Origin of the sequence: Pseudomonas sp. 31-12, assembly GCF_003151075.1 — a bacterium.
GTDB lineage: Bacteria > Pseudomonadota > Gammaproteobacteria > Pseudomonadales > Pseudomonadaceae > Aquipseudomonas.
The window spans coordinates 2,133,652-2,155,389 of sequence record NZ_CP029482.1 but is presented as its reverse complement, the minus strand read 5'-3'; the positions used below and the strand labels follow the sequence as shown (position 1 = coordinate 2,155,389).

Sequence of the window (21,738 nt, the reverse complement as noted above, 5' to 3'; positions counted from 1 at the left end):
GACTGTGGAAGCACATCTGTTGGAATGGCTGAACCTGAGCGTGCGCTGGGTTCACATGATTACTGGCGTGGCCTGGATCGGTGCGTCGTTCTATTTCGTCTGGCTGGAAAACAACCTCAATCGGGTCAACCCGAAAAGCGGTCTGGCCGGCGATCTGTGGGCGATCCATGGCGGCGGTATCTACCACCTGGAAAAATACAAACTGGCCCCACCGACCATGCCGGACAACCTGCACTGGTTCAAATGGGAAGCCTACTTCACCTGGCTGTCGGGGATCGCGCTGCTGTGCGTGGTGTTCTACTCCAATCCGACGCTGTACCTGCTGGCACCCGGCAGCAGCCTGACCGGCCCTGAAGGGGTCGCACTGGGCATTGCTTCGTTGTTCGTCGGCTGGTTCGTCTACTCCTTCCTCTGCGACTCGGCCCTGGGCAAACGCCCTGCCCTGCTCGGTTTCATCCTGTTCGTGCTAATCATTGGCGCCGCCTACGGCTTCAGCAAAGTGTTCAGTGGCCGTGGTGCGTACCTGCACGTCGGCGCGATCATCGGCACCATCATGGTCGGCAACGTGTTCCGCATCATCATGCCGGCGCAACGCGCGCTGGTGGCGGCGATTGCCGAGAACCGCACGCCGGATCCGGCGCTGCCGGCCAAAGGCTTGCTGCGTTCGCGTCACAACAACTACTTCACCTTGCCGGTGCTGTTCATCATGATCAGCAACCACTTCCCGAGCACCTACGGCAGCCAATACAACTGGCTGATCCTGGCCGGGATCGCGGTGCTGGCGGTGTTGGTGCGTCACTACTTCAACACCCGTCACGACAGCCACAAGTTCGCCTGGACGCTGCCGGTCGCGGCTGTTGGCATGATCTGCCTGGCCTACGTGACTGGCCCGGCGCAAATGCCGAGCGCACCTGAAGTCGCCAAGGCACCCGGCACCATCGAGTACCAGCCGCTGCCAGAAACCGCCGTCGGTGGGGGTGCCAAACCTGCCACTGCGAAACCTGCTGAAGCACCGGTGCAGGCGTCCAACGCCGGCCCGAGTTTCGACAAGGTGCACAGCGTGATCCAGGAACGTTGCTCGGTGTGCCATTCGGCCAAACCGACCAGCCCGCTGTTCAGCGCGGCACCGGGCGGTGTGATGTTCGACACCCCCGAGCAGATCCGCCAGAACGCCGCGCGGATCCAGGCGCAAGCCGTCACCAGCCAGATCATGCCACTGGGCAACATCACCCAGATGACCCAGCAGGAACGTGACCTGATCGGTGCGTGGATTGTTCAGGGAGCGCCGACCAATTAACCGTTGAAAAGCATCGCGGGCAAGCCCGCTCCCACAGGGGTCACCTAAATCCTGTGGGAGCTGGCTTGCCTGCGAATGGCCGCGCTGCGGTCCCCTGATACAAAAATCACAAGAATAAAAAAGATCCGAGGTGTTGCATGTCCGAGCTATCCGAAGCGCGCATCCCCGACGCACCCGCTATTCAGCGTTTGCCCCTTTTGCAACTGATCCTGGTCGGCCTGCAACACGTTCTGCTGATGTACGGCGGAGCCATCGCGGTGCCGCTGATCATCGGGCAGGCCGCCGGCCTGAGTCGTGAAGAAATCGCCTTCCTGATCAACGCCGACCTGCTGGTCGCCGGCATCGCCACCATCGTGCAATCGCTGGGCATCGGCCCGATGGGCATCCGTATGCCGGTGATGATGGGTGCCAGTTTCGCCGCCGTCGGCAGCATGGTCGCCATGGCGGGCATGCCGGGCATCGGCCTGCAAGGGATCTTCGGCGCGACCATCGCCGCCGGTTTCTTCGGCATGATCATCGCGCCGTTCATGTCCAAGGTTGTGCGCTTCTTCCCGCCGCTGGTGACCGGCACGGTCATCACCTCGATCGGTTTGTCGCTGTTCCCCGTGGCCGTCAACTGGGCGGGCGGCGGTGCCGGTGCCACTCAATTCGGCTCACCGATTTACCTGGCCATCGCCGCGCTGGTGCTGGCCACCATCCTGCTGGTCCACCGCTTCATGCGAGGGTTCTGGGTCAATATTTCCGTGCTGATCGGCATGTGCCTCGGCTACGTGATTTGCGGGCTGATCGGCATGGTTGACCTCAGCGGCATGGCGGATGCGCCATGGCTGCAGATCGTCACCCCACTGCATTTCGGCATGCCCAAGTTTGAACTCGCACCGATCCTGTCCATGTGCCTGGTGGTGGTGATCATCTTCGTCGAGTCCACCGGGATGTTCCTCGCCCTGGGCAAAATCACCGGCCAGGAAGTCTGCCCACGGATGCTGCGTCGCGGCTTGCTGTGTGATGCCGGCGCCTCGTTCTTCGCCGGTTTCTTCAACACCTTCACTCACTCCTCCTTCGCGCAGAACATCGGCCTGGTGCAGATGACCGGCGTGCGTTGCCGTTCGGTGACCATCGTTGCCGGTGGTTTGCTGGTGCTGCTGAGCCTGCTGCCGAAAGCGGCATTCCTGGTGGCATCGATTCCGCCGGCGGTGCTGGGCGGCGCGGCGATTGCGATGTTCGGCATGGTCGCCGCCACCGGGATCAAGATTCTCCAGGAAGCCGACATCGGTGATCGTCGCAACCAGTTGCTGGTGGCGGTGAGCATCGGCATGGGGCTGATCCCGGTGGTGCGTCCGGAGTTCTTCGCGCACTTGCCGTTGTGGATGAGTCCGATCACCCACAGCGGCATCGCGATGGCGACGCTGAGTGCGCTGTCGCTGAACCTGCTGTTCAACATTCTTGGCGGCCGCGAACGCGCGGCGATCAACGACTGCCACGCTCACCCGCGCTAACCACTAACGCCCCAAAACCTGTGGGAGCGAGCTTGCTCGCGATAGCGGTATCACATTCACCATCAATGTTGATTGAACCGACGCCATCGCGAGCAAGCCCGCTCCCACAGGTCAGGGCTGCCTGTGCCTCAAAAAATAAAAACAAGAGGGAGCAACAGATGATTCGGACACAGAGAAACCTGCTGTTGGGCGGCAGTCTCATGGCCGCAAGCCAGGCCATGGCCGGCGATTTATTGCTGTGGCAGACCAACAGCCTGAGCTATTTGTACGGCAAGGATTTCGCGGTCAACCCGTCGATCCAGCAGACGATAACCTTTGAGCATGCCGACCGCTGGAAGTACGGCGACAACTTTCTGTTCGTCGACAGCACTTACTACAACGGCGAGAAAGACCGGAACAAAGGCGTTCACGCCTATTACGGCGAGTTCAGTCCGCGCCTCTCCTTCGGCAAAATCCTCGACCGCCGTTTCGAATTCGGCCCGATCAAGGACGTGTTGCTGGCCATGACCTACGAGAATGGCGAAGACGACACCGAGGCCTATCTGATCGGCCCCGGCTTCGACCTCGCGGTGCCAGGTTTCAACTTTTTCACCTTGAACTTCTACTATCGCCAGACCGAAGGCTCGCGCCCTGGCGACGATGTCTGGCAGATCACGCCGGCCTGGTCCTACTCCCTGCCATTGGGCAACTCGAACCTGTTGATCGACGGCTACATCGATTGGGTCGTGGACAACGACCAGAACTCACACGGCACCTACCACGCCAACCTGCACGTCAATCCGCAGATCAAGTACGACCTGGGCAAAGCCCTCGGCTGGCGGGAGAAACAGGTGTACGTCGGCGTCGAGTACAGCTATTGGAAAGACAAGTACGGCATCGAAAACAACGGCAACCTCGACACCAATGAAAACACCACCAGCCTGCTGGTGAAGGTGCACTTTTAAGATGGCCCGCAACCGTGCTCCAAACCTGTCGTCGGTGCGCTGTTGCGGGGCACTTGAGACCTGGCCAAGGAGTCAGTATTCTCCGCGGCCGCCTGAATCCGCTTTAAAAAAAAGCCCGGATTTAATTCCTGACCAGAAAGCCAACTTATCCCGGCTCTGGACGGTTCCAAGGCACTCCAACCCCCCTCTCAATCGACTGCTCTTGAGCCGCCGAGCGGGAGTTTTTTTGCTTTTTGAAAGCCTTGGCGCAGCTCTTGCTAACAGCACTGAAGCTGACCGAATGGATGATTTTTTACCGCTACAGAAAAAGGCGCCACACCAGAGCGTCGACCTTAGAAAAATAACGTGGAACCACCTACTTTTTGGGAGCAACCGAATGAAACGTACGTGCACCAGCCTGATGCTCGCGGGATCGCTGCTGGCCGGGGGCCAGGCCATGGCCGGCGACTTGCTGCAATGGCAGGACAACAGCCTGACTTACTTGTATGGCAAGGACTTCCAGGTCAACCCGCGCATTCAGCAGACCGTGACTTTCGAACACGCCGATGGTTGGAAATACGGCGACAACTTCTTCTTCATCGACAAGATCTTCTACAACGGCAAGGAAGACGCCTTCGCCGGTGAGAACACCTACTACGGGGAGTTCAGCCCACGCTTGTCGTTCAACAAGATCTTCGACCAGAAACTCGAATTCGGCCCAGTCAAAGACGTGCTGCTGGCCATGACGTATGAGTTCGGTGAAGACGATACCGAGTCCTACCTGATCGGTCCTGGTTTCGACCTGGCCATTCCAGGTTTCGACTACTTCCAGCTGAACTTCTACAACCGTCACACCGAAGGCGACCGTCCGGGTGATGATATCTGGCAGATCACACCGGTCTGGTCCTACACCATTCCCGTTGGCGATTCGAACATCCTGATCGACGGTTTCATGGACTGGGTGGTCGACAACGACGTCAACAAAAAGGGCGAATATCACGCCAACCTGCACTTCAATCCGCAGGTCAAATACGACCTGGGCAAGGCACTGAACCTGGGCGAAAAGCAGTTGTACGTCGGCGTCGAGTATGACTACTGGAAAAACAAGTACGGCATCGAAGACAGCCAGGGTTTCAAGACTGATCAGAGCGTGACCAGCTTCCTGGTCAAGGTTCACTTCTGATCCGGCGGCGTCTGTAAGGACGCCATCGCTAGCAGGCTAGCTCCCACAGTTGATCTGAATGACACTGAAGATCCACTGTGGGAGCTAGCCTGCTAGCGATAGCAACACCGCAGCTCTCAGGCCGTAACCACCGGCTCCGACAACCCCAGAAACCGGCGCAACTCCCCGCGCTTGGCCAACGCATCCCGCCGCCCCAGATCAATCAATTCGCTGCAATACCCCGCCTCGAACAGCAGATAACTCAACACCCCCGCCCCGCTCGTCTTGGTCGCCCCCGGCCCGCGCAGAAACAGGCGCAGCGCCGCCGGCAATTCCTGCCGATGCCGCGCCGCGATTTCATCGATCGGCTGACTCGGCGAAATCACCAGCACCTCCACCGGCGCCACGCCCAGCGCACGGGTCGGCGTGCCATCGGGCAACAAGTGACTGAACTGATTCAGACGCTGCAGCAACTCGATGTCACTTTCCAGGCTGTCAATGAACGTACTGTTGAGCATGTGCCCGCCGATCTGCGCCAGGGTCGGCTGCTGACCGGTGTAGGCGCGTTGCAGTGGCTGCTCCGGGTCGACGCCACGCGGGTTGCCGCTGACGCCCACCACCAGCACCCGGCTGGCGCCCAGGTGCAGGGCCGGGCTGATCGGCGCCGATTGGCGCACCGCGCCGTCGCCGAAATACTCTTCGCCGATTTTCACCGGCGCGAACAACAGCGGAATGGCTGAACTGGCCAGCAAGTGGTCGACGGTCAATTGCGTGGGCACGCCGATCCGCCGATGGCGCAACCAGGCATCGATGGTGCCGCCGCCCTGATAGAACGTGACGGCCTGCCCGGACTCGTAACCGAACGCCGTAACCGCCACCGCCTGCAACTGCTTCTGGGCGATGGCCTCGGCAATGCCGTTCATGTGCAATTTGTCGTTGAGCAACCCGCGCAGCGGCGAACTGTTGAGCAAGGCCACCGGAACCTGAGCGCCGATGCCGAGCAAACTGTGGCTGACGAAGCGGCTGGCCTGATGGATCACGCCCGGCCAGTCGCTGCGTAGAACCAAATGACTGCGAAAGCCTTGCCAGAAAGCGGTCAGGCGCTCAATCGCGCCACGAAAGTCCATCGCTCCACTGGCCAGGCTGACCGCGTTGATCGCCCCGGCCGAGGTGCCGACGATCACCGGGAACGGATTGTCTGCGCCCACCGGCAGCAACTCGGCAATCGCCGCCAGCACGCCCACCTGATACGCCGCCCGAGCCCCGCCGCCGGAAAGAATCAACCCTGTAACCGGTTCAGCAGGACTCATCGCAACACTCCATGGTGCTTAAAGGGATGGGTGACTCAGGCGCGTTTCTTGTACAGCTTCGGCTCGCCCGGTGGACGGCTCTTGAAGCGCCGATGGGCCCAGAGGTATTGCTCAGGGCACTCGCGCAAGGCGCCTTCGACCCACTGATTGATGCGGATGCAATCGGCTTCTTCGGTCTCGCCGGGGAACCCTTCGAGCGGCGCATGGATCATCAACCGATAACCGCTGCCGTCCGCCAGGCGCTCCTGGGTGAACGGCACCACCAGCGCCTTGCCCAGCCGCGCAAATTTGCTGGTGGCCGTGACCGTCGCCGCCTGAATCCCGAACAGCGGCACAAAAATACTTTGCTTGGCGCCGTAGTCCTGATCCGGCGCGTACCAGATCGCGCGGCCGGCCCGCAGCAACTTGAGCATGCCGCGCACGTCGTCGCGCTCCACCGCCAGCGAATCGAGGTTGTGCCGCTCGCGGCCCCGGCGCTGGATGTAGTCGAACAACGGATTCTTGTGCTCGCGGTACATGCCGTCGATGGTGTGCTGCTGCCCCAACAGCGCCGCGCCGATTTCCAGCGTGGTGAAATGCACCGCCATCAGGATCACGCCCTTGCCTTCGCGCTGGGCCTTTTTCAGATGCTCCAGGCCTTCGACATGGGCCAGCTTCGCCAGCCGCTCGCGCGACCACCACCAGCTCATGGCCATTTCAAAGAAAGCGATGCCGGTGGAGGCGAAGTTTTCCTTGAGCAGGCGTTTGCGCTCGTCGGCGGACTTTTCAGGGAAACACAGTTCCAGATTGCGCTTGGCAATGCGCCGTCGGTCGCCGGCCAGCCGATACATCAGTGCACCGAGCAGGCGACCGATAAACAGCAACGCCGGATACGGCAACTGAACAATCAGCCACAACAGCCCCAAACCACACCACAGCGGCCAGAAACGCGGCATAAGAAATGTTTTTCGAAAACGCGGGCGATCCATTAAAGGTTCCGGAAAGACAATGGCCGCGCATTCTACATCGTTCGACCCGGCTTGCGGCTTGCGGGCGTTCTCGTTATAAGTCTCGGCACTTTTAGTGACAAGCCGTTGTATGCCGACCATGAGCCAAACCGAACCGCAAGACCAGGATCCCGTGTTCCAGTTGAAGGGCAGCATGCTCGCCATTACGGTGCTGGAGCTCGCCCGCAACGACCTCGAGAGCCTTGATCGGCAACTGGCCGCCAAGGTCGCCCAGGCGCCCAATTTCTTCAGCAACGCGCCGCTGGTGCTGGCCCTGGACAAACTTCCGGCCAGTGAAGGCGCCGTTGATCTGCCGGGCGTGATGCGTGTGTGCCGCCAACATGGCCTGCGCACCCTGGCGATCCGTGCCAGCCGCATCGAAGACATCGCCGCCGCCATCGCGGTGGATTTGCCGGTGTTACCACCGTCCGGCGCCCGTGAGCGTCCTCTTGATCCGCTCGAAGGCGCCGTCAAGAAAAAGCCGGAAAAACCGCCTGAGCCGACCATCAAACCGACGAAAATCATCACGTCGCCCGTACGCGGTGGTCAGCAGATTTATGCCCAGGGCTGCGATCTGGTGGTGATCTCCTCGGTCAGCCCGGGTGCGGAACTTCTCGCCGATGGGAACATCCATGTATACGGTCCGATGCGCGGTCGCGTGTTGGCCGGGGTCAAAGGCGACACGAAAGCCAGGATTTTCTGTCAGCAGATGAGCGCTGAACTGGTCTCCATCGCCGGCCACTACAAGGTTTCCGAGGATTTGCGCCGTGACCCTTTGTGGGGGGCGGGCGTGCAAGTCAGCCTGTCAGGTGACGTGTTGAACATCATTCGGCTTTAACGGATACTGCCGCATTTTCCAAGCATCTCTAAAACGTAGCGAAAACGGCTCAAACGAAGTAGGAAAAAGGCCAAACGCAGTGTTTATCGCTGTTCTGGACCGGATTCCAGCCAAGGCTGTCCGACTGCAGTAGTTTTTCAAGAGATGTTTTTCAGGGGCTAAAAGTCCTTTTCCTTAGGGGTGAAACACCTTGGCCAAGATTCTAGTGGTTACATCCGGCAAGGGTGGTGTGGGTAAGACCACCACCAGCGCCGCTATCGGTACCGGCCTCGCACTGCGCGGCCACAAAACAGTGATCGTCGACTTCGACGTCGGTTTGCGTAACCTCGACCTGATCATGGGTTGCGAGCGCCGCGTGGTGTATGACTTCGTCAACGTTGTGAACGGCGAAGCCAACCTGCAACAAGCCCTGATCAAAGACAAACGCCTGGAAAACCTCTACGTCCTGGCCGCCAGTCAGACCCGCGACAAAGACGCGCTGACCGTGGAAGGCGTTGAAAAAGTCCTGATGGCGTTGAAAGAAGACTTCGAATACGTGGTCTGCGACTCCCCGGCCGGCATCGAGAAAGGCGCCCACCTGGCCATGTACTTCGCTGATGAAGCGATTATCGTGACCAACCCGGAAGTGTCCTCGGTACGTGACTCGGACCGCATGCTGGGCCTGCTGGCCAGCAAATCCCGTCGCGCCGAAAAGGGCGAAGACCCGATCAAGGAACACTTGCTCCTGACCCGCTACAACCCGCAGCGTGTCAGTGATGGCGAAATGCTCGGCGTCGAAGACGTCAAGGAAATCCTGGCGGTCGCCCTGCTGGGTGTCATCCCGGAATCCCAAGCGGTACTCAAGGCCTCCAACTCGGGCGTGCCCGTGATTCTCGACGACCAGAGCGACGCCGGTCAGGCGTACAGCGATGCGGTCGATCGTCTGCTGGGCAAATCCGTGGAACATCGTTTTCTCGATGTGACGAAGAAGGGCTTCTTCGAGCGCCTGTTTGGAGGTAGATAATGAATCTTTTTGACTTCTTTCGTGCCAGCAAAAAGGTCAGCACCGCGTCGGTAGCGAAAGAGCGTCTACAGATCATCGTGGCGCATGAACGCGGCCAGCGCAGTACGCCGGACTACTTGCCAGCCTTGCAGAAGGAACTGGTGGAAGTGATCCGCAAGTACGTCAATATCGGGTCCGACGACGTGCACGTCGCGCTGGAAAACCAGGGCAGCTGCTCGATTCTGGAACTCAATATCACCCTGCCGGATCGCTAGTCGATCCAGCGGGAGCCACGGCGGCTCAGGGCCCTTCTGTCACTGGAAGGGGCCTGAGTCGCCGTTGGCGTTTGTTACGAGGCTGTTTTAATGCCGTTGTCCAACATCCGCATCATCCATCAGGACGCCGCCGTACTGGTGGTGGATAAACCGACCCTGCTGCTCTCTGTCCCTGGCCGGGCCGATGACAACAAGGACTGCCTGATCACTCGCCTGCAAGAAAACGGCTACCCGGAAGCGCGAATCGTCCATCGCCTGGATTGGGAAACGTCCGGAATCATTCTGTTGGCCCGCGACCCAGACACACATCGCGAGCTGTCTCGGCAATTTCACGACCGCGAAACCGAAAAAGCCTACACCGCCCTGTGCTGGGGACAACCGGAACTGGACAGCGGCAGCATCGACCTGCCCTTGCGCTACGATCCGCCGACCAAGCCACGCCACGTGGTGGATCATGAGTTCGGCAAACACGCCCTGACCTTCTGGCGAGTGCTGGAACGTTGTGGCGACTGGTGCCGCGTCGAACTGACGCCGATCACCGGCCGTTCCCATCAACTGCGCGTACACATGCTTTCCATCGGCCACCCGCTGCTGGGTGACGGGCTTTATGCCCACGAACAGGCCCTGACCGCCTGGCCGCGTTTGTGCCTGCACGCCAGCATGCTCAGCTTCACCCATCCGCAAACCGGTGAACGCTTGCGCTTCGAATGCCCCGCACCGTTTTAAGCACTGCCTGACACGCAGTCGCCTGCTTTAGCAAAAGGATACCCATCCCGATGAGCTTTACCGAATTCCCGGCAACACCCGTCAAGAAAACCCGAAATCAACTGCTCTACCTGATCTATGGCAGCCAGGACGTTTACCGGCGCGAAGCCAAATTCAGTATCTTGACCGCGCTGTCCCACGCGAAGAACGGCAAGCTCCCGAGCATCCGCATCCTCACGGATCGCCCTCAGGACTACGCCGGCTGGCCGGTCGAAACGGTCTTGCTGACCCAGGAAACCCTGACCCTGTGGCAAGGCGAAAACGGCTATCACCATCGCCGCAAGGCCTGCGCGATTGCCGCCGGCCTGCAGTTTGCGGAAAAAACCCTGTTCGTCGATACCGACACGCTGTTCACCAGCGATCCGAACCTGATCTTCAACCAGATCCAGCCGCAGCACTACTTGATGGATCGCTTCGAGTACGACTGGCAGAACGTGTGTGAGCGCCCCGAATACGTGAAGCTCGGCGGTTGCCTGCACGCTCACGGCGTCACTGCGGACAACGGTTTCAAGCTGTACAACAGCGGATTGTGTGGCGTGACCGACCGCGACGCCGGGCTGTTCGAAGAGTCCATCAAGTACATCGACGAATGGACCCGGGACGGCTTCGACATCCACACCATCGAGCAGATCGCCTTGTCGTTCGCCATGCGCGACAAACCGATTTATGAAGCCCGAAAATACATCTATCACTACTTTGCGGAAAAACGCTTTTTCCATGCGATGCAGGCGTATTTTTTCTCTCAGCATGGCGAGCGGTTCAGCCAGCAGCTGGTTGAATTGTGCCGGGACGTGCCGCGGGTCAAACCCTTCCCTTCGGCCTGGCAGCGGCTGAAAATCAAATGGAAACTGCGCAACCAGAGTGGCGCCCTGCGCAAGGTCGGCCGCGATCTGCTTTACGGCAGCGCGGCGCCCGATCACCCGTACTACACGGCCTGCCGCCACGAATGGTGGGAGTGTGCCTCGCGGGAGATCCTTCGTTGGGACCAGGCGCAACAGAAAAAGCTGCTGGAGACCCATCAGAACGGCTGGCCCCGGCAATTGCCCAAGCCTGAAAAGCCTGAAGATGAGCGGATCATCATGAAGTACCTGAAAAAGCGGGTAGAGGCTGCCAGCTGACGTGACCGGCTCACGTCATGCCCAAAGGCCCCGGCCAATACGTTAAACTCCCGCCCACTGCTGTCTGGAGCTTCTTATGCGCGAAGAGTTGAACCAAGGCCTGATCGACTTCCTCAAGGCCTCCCCTACCCCGTTTCATGCCACTGCCAGCCTTGTTCAGCGTCTGGAAGCGGCGGGTTTTGTGCGCCTTGACGAGCGCGAGCCCTGGACCACCGAAGCCAACGGTCGTTACTACATCACCCGTAACGACTCCTCCATTGTCGCGGTCAAGATGGGGCGTCATTCGCCGCTGCATGGCGGTATTCGCCTGGTCGGCGCCCATACCGACAGCCCGTGCCTGCGGGTCAAGCCGCAGCCGGAACTGCAGCGCCAGGGTTTCTGGCAACTGGGCGTCGAAGTCTACGGCGGTGCGTTGTTGGCGCCGTGGTTTGACCGCGATTTGTCCTTGGCCGGCCGCGTGACGTTCCGCCGCGACGGCAAAGTCGAGAGCCAGTTGATCGACTTCAAGGCACCGATCGCCACCATCCCGAACCTGGCCATTCACCTCAACCGTGAAGCCAATATGGGCTGGGCCATCAACGCCCAGACCGAATTGCCGCCGATCCTCGCGCAATTTGCCGGTGACGAGCGCGTGGACTTCCGTGCCGTGCTCACCAATCAGCTGGCGCTGGAACATGGCTTGAATGCCGACGTGGTGCTCGATTACGAGCTGAGCTTCTACGACACGCAAAGCGCTGCGATCATCGGCCTGCACGGCGACTTCATCGCCGGCGCGCGCCTGGACAACCTGCTGTCGTGCTATGCCGGCCTGCAAGCCTTGCTGACCGCTGAAACCGACGAAACCTGCGTGCTGGTGTGCAACGACCACGAAGAAGTCGGCTCCTGCTCGGCTTGCGGTGCCGATGGCCCGATGCTTGAGCAAACCTTGCGTCGCCTGCTGCCTGAAGGTGACGAGTTCGTGCGCACCATTCAGAAATCCCTGCTGGTCTCGGCCGACAACGCCCACGGCGTGCACCCCAACTATGCGGAAAAGCACGACGCCAACCACGGCCCGAAACTCAACGCCGGCCCGGTAATCAAGGTCAACAGCAACCAGCGCTACGCCACCAACAGCGAAACCGCCGGGTTCTTCCGCCATCTGTGCATGGCCGAAGAAGTGCCGGTGCAAAGCTTCGTGGTGCGCAGTGACATGGGTTGCGGCTCGACCATCGGCCCGATCACCGCCAGCCACCTGGGCGTGCGCACCGTGGACATCGGCCTGCCGACGTTCGCCATGCACTCGATCCGCGAACTGTGCGGCAGCCATGACCTGGCCCACCTGGTCAAAGTGCTGAGCGCGTTCTACGCCTGCCAGGAATTGCCGTAACCCCTGAAAAGCATCGCGGGCAAGCCTGCTCCCACAGGTTAATGCGAAACCTTGTGGGTGCGGGCTGCCCGCGATGGCAATCGAACCGACAACATTAGGCTCACTTCTGACTCACATCACCACCGGTCGCCCAAAAGCCACCTAGACTTTAAATACTCCCTCCGACAAGGCAGTCGCTCATGATCTCTATGTCCTCGTTCCACGCCATGCTCATCCCCATTCTTGCCGGGATGATCATGCTGGCCATCGGCTTCAATTTCCGCGATAAAAACGCCGGCGTGTTCGCCATGTGGATCGGCATGCTGACGATCCTCGCCACCGTGGTGTTCAAGATCCTCGCCAAACTCAACGAATAAATCCTCCCCCTTGGCTCGCATTGATTTTGACGGGCTCGTACACTCGGCCGATCTGTTTATCCCAAGGTTGACCGCCTAGTGTTCGCTCGTCTTTTCGCCCTGCCGTGTTTCCTCCTTGTCTGCCTGATGACGCTGCTGCCGATGACGCCTGCCCAGGCGGTCGGCTTGCCGGGGCTGCTCGGCAGCTCGTCAAAAGCCCAGCCGGAGGCGCAAGAACCGCTGGGGCAGTCGCTGGACGAAGTCATCAAGTCGCTGGAGAACGATCAGCAGCGCAGCAAACTGCTGGCGGATCTGAAGAAGCTGCGCGACGTCACCAAAAAAGCCCAGCCGACCGCTGAACAAGGCGTACTCGGCCTGATCGGCGGCACGCTGGCCACCTTCGAAAAGCAGTTCTCCGGAGCGGGCAGTCCGCTGACGCGCTGGTCCGAGGAGTTTGATCTGGCCAAGGACGAACTCGCGGCACTGATGCTGCCGGCCAGCGAGTGGCTGCCGATCATCTTTGCCTTCGCGATGATTCTGATGGTCTGGAGCCTGCTGGCCGCTGCGCTGATCTGGGTCAGTCACCGGGTACGCCTGCGCTTCGGCCTGACCGAAGAACTGCCGCAACACCCCAAGGCCCTCGACATGTTGCGCTTCGCACTGCGCAAACTCGGGCCGTGGCTGATTGCCTTGGTCATCACGGTCTACATGAGTTACGCCTTGCCTTCGTCACTGGGCAAAAGCCTCGCCATGGTGCTGGCCTATGCGCTGGTGGTTGGCACCTGTTTTTCGGCGATCTGCGTGATCGCGTTTTCCTTGCTCGACGGCCCGCATCGCCACCGCGCCTTGTACATCCTGCGCCATCAAGCCTTCCGGCCGCTGTGGCTGATCGGCAGTTTCGCCGCGTTCGGTGAAGCGCTTAGCGATCCGCGCCTGGTCGCCAGCCTCGGCAGTCACCTGGCTCACACCGCCGCCACCGTCGCCAACGTGCTGGCGGCGCTGTCCACCGGGTTGTTCATCCTGCGCTTCCGCCGGCCGATCGCCCACTTGATCCGCAACCAGCCGTTGTCTCGACGCCTGACACGCCGCGCACTCAGCGACACCATCGATATTCTCGGCACCTTCTGGTACGTACCGGCTCTGGTGCTGGTGGGCATCTCGCTCTTCGCCACGTTTGTCTCTGCCGGCGACACCAGCACCGCACTGCGTCAGGCACTGATCTGCACGGTGTTGCTGGTGTTGTGCATGGTCATCAACGGCCTGGTGCGCCGCCATTCGCTGAAACCGCAACGGGGTGTGAAGCGTCATGCGTTGTATTCGGAGCGCCTGAAAAGCTTCTTCTACACCCTCGCCCATCTCGTGGTCTGGCTGGTTTTTATCGAACTGGGCCTGCGGGTCTGGGGCATGTCGCTGATTGCCTTCACTGAAGGCGAAGGCCATGAAGTCAGCGTCAAACTGTTCAGCCTCGCCGGCACGCTGATTTTTGCCTGGCTGATCTGGATTCTCAGCGACACCGCGGTGCATCACGCCCTCACCCGCTCGCGCAAAGGCCTGGCCAACGCCCGTGCGCAGACGATGATGCCGCTGATCCGCAACGTGCTGTTCGTGGCGATTTTCATCATTGCGCTGATCGTCGCGCTGGCGAACATGGGCATGAACGTCACGCCACTGCTGGCCGGTGCCGGCGTGATCGGCCTGGCCATTGGTTTCGGTGCGCAGTCGCTGGTCGCGGACTTGATCACCGGCCTGTTCATCATCATCGAAGACTCCCTGGCCATCGACGACTACGTGGACGTCGGCGGCCACCTTGGCACCGTCGAAGGCCTGACCATCCGCACCGTGCGCCTGCGAGACATCGACGGCATCGTGCATACCATTCCGTTCAGCGAAATCAAAAGCATCAAGAACTACTCCCGGGAATTCGGCTACGCGATCTTCCGGGTGGCGGTGCCCGCCAGCATGGACATCGACGAGGCGATCAAACTGATGCGCGAAGTCGGCCAGAAAATGCGCACCGACCCGCTGCAACGGCGCAACATCTGGTCGCCGCTGGAGATTCAGGGTGTCGAGAGTTTCGAGTCGGGCAATGCGATTCTTCGGGCGCGGTTCAAGACTGCGCCGATCAAACAGTGGGAAGTTTCACGAGCGTTCAATTTGTCGCTGAAGCGGCATCTGGATGAGGCCGGGATGGATCTGGCGACACCACGGATGAGTGTGCAGGTGATCACGGCCGGTGGTGGGCCGCAGAAGGATGTGTCTGCTACTTGATTCATAGGGTGGCTGTCATGTCCCCATCGCGGGCAAGCCCGCTCCCACAAGGATATGCGTTTGTAGATACAACACCGTCTCCTGTGGGAGCGGGCTTGCCCGCGATGCGGTCGACACGGTCATACAGACAAACCACGCCCGTCAAACCACATCCACCCCGACATGAATCGCATCATGCCGCCAAAACTCCATGTCACAGTCGATCAGCCGCTCATGCTGATCGTAATTGACCCGGGCAATCCGCAACCCCGGGCTCCCCACCGACACCCGTAACGCTGCCGCCGCATCCACCGACAACGCCGTCGGCACGATCTCGAAACGCACCCGGCCGTAGTGCAAGTCGTAATGCCGGGCGTACAGCTCCGTGATCGACTGATTCAGATCGAAATCAAGAATCCCCGGAAAGTACTGCGGATTCAGGTAGTGCTCCACGTACAACACCAGCCGCTCATCAATGCACCTCGCCCGGCAGATCTGGATCACGCTGGACAATGCCGGCAACTGCAACCACGCACACACCGCCGCCGACGCCGGCTGTAACCGCGCCGAGATCACCTCGGTCGACGGCACCCGCCCCTGCGCACTGACCATCGCGTGAAAGTGACTGCGCTGCATCAAGTTGTAAGCCAGACGCGGTGGCGACACGAACCAGCCACGGCGTTCCTCCCGATAAATCTGCCCTTGGGCTTCCAGTTGCAACAATGCTTCACGCACGGTAATGCGCGTGGTACCGAACAACTCACTGAGCTTGCGCTCGGCCGGCAGTTTGCTCCCGGGCGCCAACAGGCCATGGTCGAGCTGTTCTTGCAGAACCTGCCCGATGGCTGTCACCGCTTTGGTGGTCTCGATGCGCATCAACGTTACCTATCTGGACTAGACCAGCACTGTTTCGGGGCAGAAACCATGATTCAAACCGGCTCCTTCAACTTCCTGCAAGCCTAGGCACTGCGTGTGACTGGCAGATGACAAAGCCGCCGAACGGTTGCGCAAGACACCTGCAAATTCACGGCCAAGTCCTTTCGTATCAGCCCTTTAGCCATGGTCTACGCTTACTCGCAAGCCTGAGCGTTACCGCGTGAAAAATGTAGGCCGACCGATCGTCGACATCAAAATGTCATCAGCGGCGCCTAAATTGGCTCAGGTATTGCTGACCTAGACCAACACAACCGCAATCGCAGCGTTGAAAACGCCCAAAGGAGCTTCGGATGAAAAAGCTTTTCCTGGCATCACTGTTAGGCTCGACCATTGCCATGTGCAGCGCCGCCATGGCCGCTGATGATTTGAAAACCCTGGAAGCCGCTGCGAAAGCGGAAGGCGCGGTCAATAGCGTCGGCATGCCCGATGACTGGGCCAACTGGAAAGGCACCTGGGCAGACCTGGCCACAAAATACGGCTTGAAACACATCGACACCGACATGAGCTCGGCGCAGGAAATCGCCAAGTTCGCCGCCGAGAAAGACAACGCCAGCGCCGACATCGGCGACGTTGGTGCAGCCTTCGGCCCGATCGCGGTCAAACAAGGCGTGGTGCAACCTTACAAACCGAGCACCTGGGATCAGATCCCGGACTGGGCCAAAGACAAGGACGGCAACTGGGCGCTGGCGTACACCGGCACCATCGCGTTCATCATCAACAAGAAGTTGCTGCACGGTTCCGAAGCCCCGACCAAATGGGCTGACCTGAAAACCGGCAAATACAAAGTCTCGATCGGTGACGTGAGCACCGCCGCCCAAGCCGCTAACGGCGTTCTGGCCGCAGCATTGGCCAACGGTGGCGACGAGAAGAACCTGCAGCCAGCGCTGTTGCTGTTTGCAGACATTGCCAAACAAGGCCGCCTGTCCATGGCCAACCCGACCATCGCCACGATGGAAAAGGGTGAAATCGAAGTCGGCGTGGTCTGGGACTTCAACGGCCTGAGCTACAAAGCCAAGATGGCCAACCCGGATGATTACGTGGTGCTGATCCCGTCCGATGGTTCGGTGATTTCCGGCTACACGACCATCATCAACAAATACGCGAAGAACCCGAACGCAGCCAAGCTGACTCGCGAATACATCTTCAGCGATGCCGGTCAGATCAACCTGGCGAAAGGCAACGCCCGTCCGATCCGCGCCGAGCACATCACGCTGCCGGCTGACGTGCAGGCCAAGCTGCTGCCTAACGAGCAGTACAAAAAGGTCACGCCGATCAAAGACGCGGATGCGTGGGAAAAGACTTCCAAGGCTTTGCCGCAGAAGTGGAACGAAGAAGTCCTCGTCGAGATGAAGTAACCCTGTAAAACCCCACATTGGAGATCCACTGGAGATCCAATGTGGGAGCGAGCCTGCTCGCGATAGCGAACTTACATTCAGCACATATGTTGACTGACACGCCGCCATCGCGAGCAGGCTCGCTCCCACAGGGGAATTGGTTGCGTACCTGAATCATCTGTTTCGCGGAGTTTTGCCCTATGAAGCACAACGTCATCCTTGTCGTGCTCGACGGCCTCAACTACGAGGTCGCGCGCCACGCCATGGGGCACCTGCAGGCTTATATCGGCGCAGGACGCGCGGCACTCTACAAACTGGAGTGCGAACTGCCGGCCCTGTCCCGACCGCTTTACGAATGCATCCTTACCGGCGTCCCGCCGATCGAGAGCGGCATCGTCCACAACAACGTCTCGCGCCTGTCCAACCAGCGCAGCATTTATCACTACGCCACGGATGCCGGGCTGACCACCGCCGCCGCGGCCTATCACTGGGTCAGCGAGCTGTATAACCGCTCGCCGTTCGTGGCCGCCCGGGATCGTCACACCGACAGCCCCGACCTGCCGATCCAGCACGGTCACTTCTACTGGAACGATCACTATCCGGATTCGCACCTGTTCGCCGACGCCGAAAACCTGCGTCTGCGCCACGCGCCGAACTTCTTGTTGATCCACCCCATGAACATCGACGACGCCGGGCACAAGCACGGCCTCGACACTGCGCAATACCGCAACAGTGCGCGCTTCGCCGACATCTATCTCGCGGATTACCTGCAAGGCTGGCTCGACGCTGGCTATCAGGTGCTGGTGACCGCCGACCATGGCATGAACAACGACCGCTCTCACAACGGTCTGCTGCCCGAAGAACGCGAAGTGCCGCTGTTCGTGCTCGGCGACGCCTTCAGTTTCAATGCCGATGCGGCGCCGAAACAAACACAAATCTGCGGCACTGTCTGCGAGTTGCTGGGCGTGGCCCACGACAAACCTGTCTGCCGGGAGCTGCTCAAGTGAACTCCATGACCCGTGGCAAGTGGCTGGCAGCGTTGTGCCTGGTACCTTTCGCCCTGTTTTTTATCGTGTTCGAGATCGCACCGCTGGTCTGGGTGATGATCAACAGTTTGCAGTCGGAAGAGTTCGGCTGGGGCCTGGCCAACTTCACCAAGATTTTCAATTCGAAGTTCTATTTGCAGGCGATCCAGTACAGCCTCGAGATCAGTTTCTGGTCCAGCGTATTCGGCATCATCATCGCGGTACTCGGCGCCTATTCCCTGCGTCGGGTCGATTCGAAACTGCGTAACTTCGTGAATGCTTTCGCCAACATGACCAGCAACTTCGCCGGTGTACCTTTGGCCTTCGCGTTCATCATCCTGCTGGGCTTCAACGGCAGCTTCACCATCATGCTCAAGCAGGCCGGGATCATTCAGGACTTCAACCTGTACTCGAAAACCGGGTTGATCATTCTCTACACCTACTTCCAGATTCCATTGGGCGTGCTGCTGTTGTACCCAGCCTTCGACGCTTTACGCGAAGACTGGCGTGAGTCCGCCGAACTGCTCGGCGCCAACGGCTGGCAGTTCTGGCGGCACATCGGCTTGCCAGTGCTGACGCCTGCGCTGCTCGGCACCTTCGTGATCCTGCTGGCCAACGCCCTTGGCGCCTACGCCACGGTCTACGCGCTGACCACCGGCAACTTCAACGTGCTGCCGATCCGCATCGCGGCGATGGTCTCCGGCGACATTTCCCTTGATCCGAACCTGGCCAGCGCCCTGGCCGTGGTGCTCGTGGCATTGATGACCCTGGTGACCATCGTGCATCAGTTGCTGTTGAAGAGGAGCTACCATGTCTCGCGCTGAACTGGGCCCCGTCGGTGTCTATCACCGCGTCGTGGTGTATGTGCTGTTCGCCATTCTGTTGCTGCCGCTGGCCGGGACGCTGATCTACTCGATCGCCAGCAGTTGGTCGGCGACGATTCTGCCCAGCGGCTTTACCTTCAAGTGGTACATCCAGCTGTGGAGCGATCCACGTTTTCTGCATGCCTTCGGGCAGTCGCTGCTGGTGTGTGTCGGTGCGCTGATTTTGTCGGTGGTGCTGATTCTGCCGCTGCTGTTCGTGGTGCATTACCACTTCCCGAAACTTGATGCACTGATGAACATCCTGATCCTGCTGCCCTTCGCTGTGCCGCCGGTAGTGTCATCGGTGGGGCTGTTGCAGCTCTATGGTTCCGGGCCGTTTGCGATGGTCGGTACGCCGTGGATTCTGATCGGCTGCTACTTCACCATCGCGCTGCCATTCATGTACCGGGCGATCACCAACAACCTGCAAGCGATCAACCTGCGCGACCTGATGGACGCCGCGCAGTTGCTCGGCGCCAGCGCTTGGCAAGCGGCGTTCCTGGTGGTGCTGCCGAACCTGCGCAAGGGTTTGATGGTGGCGTTGCTGCTGTCGTTCTCGTTCCTGTTCGGTGAGTTCGTGTTCGCCAACATCCTGGTCGGCACCCGCTACGAAACCCTGCAGGTCTACCTCAACAACATGCGTAACAGCAGTGGCCACTTCACCAGCGCGCTGGTGATTTCTTACTTCTTCTTTGTGCTGGTTCTGACCTGGGCGGCCAATATCTTGAACAAGGACAAAAGCGAATGAGCTATGTCAGCGTCCAACACCTGCAAAAAAGCTATGCCGGCACCACGGTGTTCAGCGATATCGACTGCGAGATCCAGAAAGGTGAGTTCGTCACCCTCCTCGGTCCTTCCGGTTGCGGCAAATCCACGCTGTTGCGTTGCATCGCCGGCCTGACGTCGGTGGATGGCGGCAAGATTCTGCTCGATGGCGTCGACATCGTGCCGTTGAGCCCGCAGAAACGCGGGATCGGCATGGTCTTCCAGAGCTACGCGCTGTTCCCGAACATGACCGTAGAGCAAAACGTCGCCTTCGGCTTGCGCATGCAGAAGGTCAACGCCGACGACAGCCAAAAGCGCGTCGCCGAAGTGCTGGCACTGGTGGAACTGAAGGACTTCGCCGCGCGATATCCGCACCAACTGTCGGGTGGCCAGTGCCAGCGCGTGGCCCTCGCCCGCTCCTTGGTCACACGGCCACGGCTGTTGTTGCTGGATGAACCGCTGTCGGCCCTCGATGCGCGGATTCGCAAACACCTGCGCGAACAGATCCGTCAGATCCAGCGCGAACTGGGCCTGACCACGATTTTCGTCACACACGACCAGGAAGAAGCGCTGACCATGTCTGACCGGATTTTCCTGATGAATCAGGGAAAGATCGTACAAAGCGGCGACGCCGAAACCCTCTACACCGCGCCAGTGGATGTGTTTGCCGCAGGTTTCATCGGCAACTACAACCTGCTGGACGCCGACAGCGCCTCGAAACTGCTGCAGCGGCCGATCAACCATCGCATTGCGATTCGTCCGGAAGCCATCGAGCTGAGCCTCAATGGCGAGCTTGATGCGCAAGTGCGCAGCCACAGCCTTCTGGGCAATGTGATTCGTTATAGGGTCGAAGCCCGGGGCGTGGAATTGGTGGTGGATGTGCTGAACCGCTCGGCGGCCGATCTGCACCCCGATGGTCAGCGCCTGGCACTTTCCATCGATCCGACGGCCCTGCGTGAGGTAGCCTGATGCCTTTGTTGATGTCGAAGAGAGAACTGCACTGATGGCCCTGGCAATTTTTGATCTGGACGAAACCCTGATTCACGGCGACTGCGCCACCCTCTGGAGCGAGCAAATGGGTCGCCTGGGCTGGGTCGATCCCGAGTCGTTCATGCGTCAGAACAACGAACTGATGGACGCTTACAGCCACGGCAAGTTGCGGATGGAAGAGTACATGGATTTCAGCCTGGAACCGATGATCGGGCGCACACCGGAAGAGGTCGACCATCTGGTCGGGCCTTGGGTGGAAGACTATATCGAGCCGATCATTTTCAGTGACGCCACCAAAGCCATCGCGGCCCATCGCAAGGCCGGCGACCGGATTCTGGTGATTTCGGCGTCGGGTACGCACCTGGTCAGGCCGATTGCCGACCGGTTGGGCATCGACGAGATTCTCGGCATTGAACTGGAAGTGGCGCACGGGGTGTACAGCGGCCACACCGTTGGAACGCTGACGTACCGCGAAGGCAAGATCGTTCGATTGCTGGAGTGGCTGGATGCGGAAGAGGAAAATCTGGAAGGCGCGAGTTTCTATTCCGATTCGCGTAACGATTTGCCGCTGCTATTGAAGGTGGATTTCCCACATGTGGTGAATCCGGATCCGGTGTTGCTGGAGCACGCCGAAAAGGCCGGCTGGCCGATCCATCTCTGGAAGTAACAGAGATCCCTGTGGGAGCGTGGCTTGCCCGCGATGAACGATGACGCGGTCTGACTGA

The 21,738-nt window shown here is 59.9% G+C and carries 21 protein-coding genes; 18 read left to right on the top strand and 3 right to left on the bottom strand.

What is annotated here, in order from left to right; translation table 11 throughout:
- Positions 1-4: 4 nt before the first annotated feature.
- From DJ564_RS10025 to DJ564_RS10005, 4 genes are all read left to right on the top strand, one after another.
- Positions 5-1,297: a urate hydroxylase PuuD gene (locus DJ564_RS10025; RefSeq protein WP_109628735.1), complete on the top strand. Its 1,293-nt coding sequence runs from the start codon at positions 5-7 to the stop codon at positions 1,295-1,297.
- A gap of 137 nt (positions 1,298-1,434) precedes the next feature.
- The gene (locus DJ564_RS10020) at positions 1,435-2,793 is read left to right on the top strand and encodes a nucleobase:cation symporter-2 family protein (protein ID WP_109628733.1); all 1,359 of its coding nucleotides are present in this window, start codon (positions 1,435-1,437) and stop codon (positions 2,791-2,793) included.
- A gap of 158 nt (positions 2,794-2,951) precedes the next feature.
- Positions 2,952-3,737: an outer membrane protein OmpK gene (locus DJ564_RS10010; RefSeq protein ID WP_109628732.1), complete on the top strand. Its 786-nt coding sequence runs from the start codon at positions 2,952-2,954 to the stop codon at positions 3,735-3,737.
- Positions 3,738-4,113: 376 nt separating this feature from the next.
- The gene (locus tag DJ564_RS10005; protein WP_109628730.1) at positions 4,114-4,899 is read left to right on the top strand and encodes an outer membrane protein OmpK; all 786 of its coding nucleotides are present in this window, start codon (positions 4,114-4,116) and stop codon (positions 4,897-4,899) included.
- 116 nt (positions 4,900-5,015) lie between these two features.
- Here the strand turns inward: DJ564_RS10005 and DJ564_RS10000 are convergent, their stop codons facing one another.
- Together DJ564_RS10000 and DJ564_RS09995 are read right to left on the bottom strand one after the other, a co-directional pair.
- Positions 5,016-6,188, bottom strand: a complete 1,173-nt coding sequence (locus DJ564_RS10000; RefSeq protein ID WP_109628728.1) for a patatin-like phospholipase family protein — start codon at positions 6,186-6,188, stop codon at positions 5,016-5,018.
- A 35-nt stretch (positions 6,189-6,223) separates the two neighbouring features.
- Positions 6,224-7,156 carry a lipid A biosynthesis lauroyl acyltransferase gene (locus tag DJ564_RS09995; protein ID WP_109628726.1) on the bottom strand — a complete coding sequence of 311 codons (933 nt, stop codon included), beginning with the start codon at positions 7,154-7,156 and terminating at the stop codon, positions 6,224-6,226.
- 118 nt (positions 7,157-7,274) lie between these two features.
- Between DJ564_RS09995 and minC the strand changes: the two genes are divergently transcribed.
- The 8 genes from minC (at position 7,275) to DJ564_RS09960 (ending at position 15,121) form a co-directional block, all read left to right on the top strand.
- Positions 7,275-8,012 carry a septum site-determining protein MinC gene (gene minC, locus DJ564_RS09990; protein WP_109635986.1) on the top strand — a complete coding sequence of 246 codons (738 nt, stop codon included), beginning with the start codon at positions 7,275-7,277 and terminating at the stop codon, positions 8,010-8,012.
- 190 nt (positions 8,013-8,202) lie between these two features.
- Positions 8,203-9,015, top strand: a complete 813-nt coding sequence (gene minD, locus DJ564_RS09985; protein WP_109628724.1) for a septum site-determining protein MinD — start codon at positions 8,203-8,205, stop codon at positions 9,013-9,015.
- The gene (minE, locus tag DJ564_RS09980; protein ID WP_007898843.1) at positions 9,015-9,269 is read left to right on the top strand and encodes a cell division topological specificity factor MinE; all 255 of its coding nucleotides are present in this window, start codon (positions 9,015-9,017) and stop codon (positions 9,267-9,269) included. The genes minD and minE overlap by 1 nt, the downstream gene beginning before the upstream one ends.
- 90 nt (positions 9,270-9,359) lie before the next feature.
- Complete coding sequence (locus DJ564_RS09975) at positions 9,360-9,995, top strand: RluA family pseudouridine synthase (RefSeq protein WP_109628722.1); 636 nt, start codon at positions 9,360-9,362, stop codon at positions 9,993-9,995.
- Between the two features lie 50 nt (positions 9,996-10,045).
- Positions 10,046-11,152: a hypothetical protein gene (locus DJ564_RS09970; protein WP_109628720.1), complete on the top strand. Its 1,107-nt coding sequence runs from the start codon at positions 10,046-10,048 to the stop codon at positions 11,150-11,152.
- Positions 11,153-11,228: 76 nt separating this feature from the next.
- On the top strand, positions 11,229-12,518 hold the full coding sequence (locus DJ564_RS09965) for a M18 family aminopeptidase (RefSeq protein WP_109628718.1): 1,290 nt from the start codon (positions 11,229-11,231) through the stop codon (positions 12,516-12,518).
- Between the two features lie 179 nt (positions 12,519-12,697).
- Positions 12,698-12,874: a hypothetical protein gene (locus DJ564_RS32155; RefSeq protein ID WP_178082289.1), complete on the top strand. Its 177-nt coding sequence runs from the start codon at positions 12,698-12,700 to the stop codon at positions 12,872-12,874.
- 78 nt (positions 12,875-12,952) lie between these two features.
- Positions 12,953-15,121 (top strand): mechanosensitive ion channel family protein, encoded by a 2,169-nt coding sequence (locus DJ564_RS09960; protein ID WP_109628716.1) that lies wholly within the window; start codon positions 12,953-12,955, stop codon positions 15,119-15,121.
- A 141-nt stretch (positions 15,122-15,262) separates the two neighbouring features.
- Here DJ564_RS09960 and DJ564_RS09955 read toward each other — a convergent pair whose 3' ends face one another.
- Positions 15,263-15,976: a UTRA domain-containing protein gene (locus DJ564_RS09955; RefSeq protein WP_109628714.1), complete on the bottom strand. Its 714-nt coding sequence runs from the start codon at positions 15,974-15,976 to the stop codon at positions 15,263-15,265.
- Between the two features lie 350 nt (positions 15,977-16,326).
- Here DJ564_RS09955 and DJ564_RS09950 point away from each other — a divergent pair, with 350 nt between their 5' ends.
- From DJ564_RS09950 to DJ564_RS09925, 6 genes are all read left to right on the top strand, one after another.
- Positions 16,327-17,391 (top strand): ABC transporter substrate-binding protein, encoded by a 1,065-nt coding sequence (locus DJ564_RS09950; RefSeq protein WP_109628712.1) that lies wholly within the window; start codon positions 16,327-16,329, stop codon positions 17,389-17,391.
- A gap of 179 nt (positions 17,392-17,570) precedes the next feature.
- Positions 17,571-18,377, top strand: a complete 807-nt coding sequence (locus DJ564_RS09945; RefSeq protein ID WP_109628710.1) for an alkaline phosphatase family protein — start codon at positions 17,571-17,573, stop codon at positions 18,375-18,377.
- Between the two features lie 5 nt (positions 18,378-18,382).
- Positions 18,383-19,219, top strand: a complete 837-nt coding sequence (locus tag DJ564_RS09940) for an ABC transporter permease subunit (RefSeq protein ID WP_154501365.1) — start codon at positions 18,383-18,385, stop codon at positions 19,217-19,219.
- On the top strand, positions 19,206-20,006 hold the full coding sequence (locus DJ564_RS09935) for an ABC transporter permease (RefSeq protein WP_109628706.1): 801 nt from the start codon (positions 19,206-19,208) through the stop codon (positions 20,004-20,006). Before DJ564_RS09940 ends, DJ564_RS09935 begins: the two co-directional genes overlap by 14 nt.
- Positions 20,003-20,992, top strand: coding sequence for an ABC transporter ATP-binding protein (locus tag DJ564_RS09930; RefSeq protein WP_109628704.1), 990 nt, complete (start codon positions 20,003-20,005; stop codon positions 20,990-20,992). Before DJ564_RS09935 ends, DJ564_RS09930 begins: the two co-directional genes overlap by 4 nt.
- 34 nt (positions 20,993-21,026) lie before the next feature.
- The gene (locus tag DJ564_RS09925) at positions 21,027-21,680 is read left to right on the top strand and encodes an HAD family phosphatase (protein WP_109628702.1); all 654 of its coding nucleotides are present in this window, start codon (positions 21,027-21,029) and stop codon (positions 21,678-21,680) included.
- Positions 21,681-21,738 lie beyond the last annotated feature (58 nt).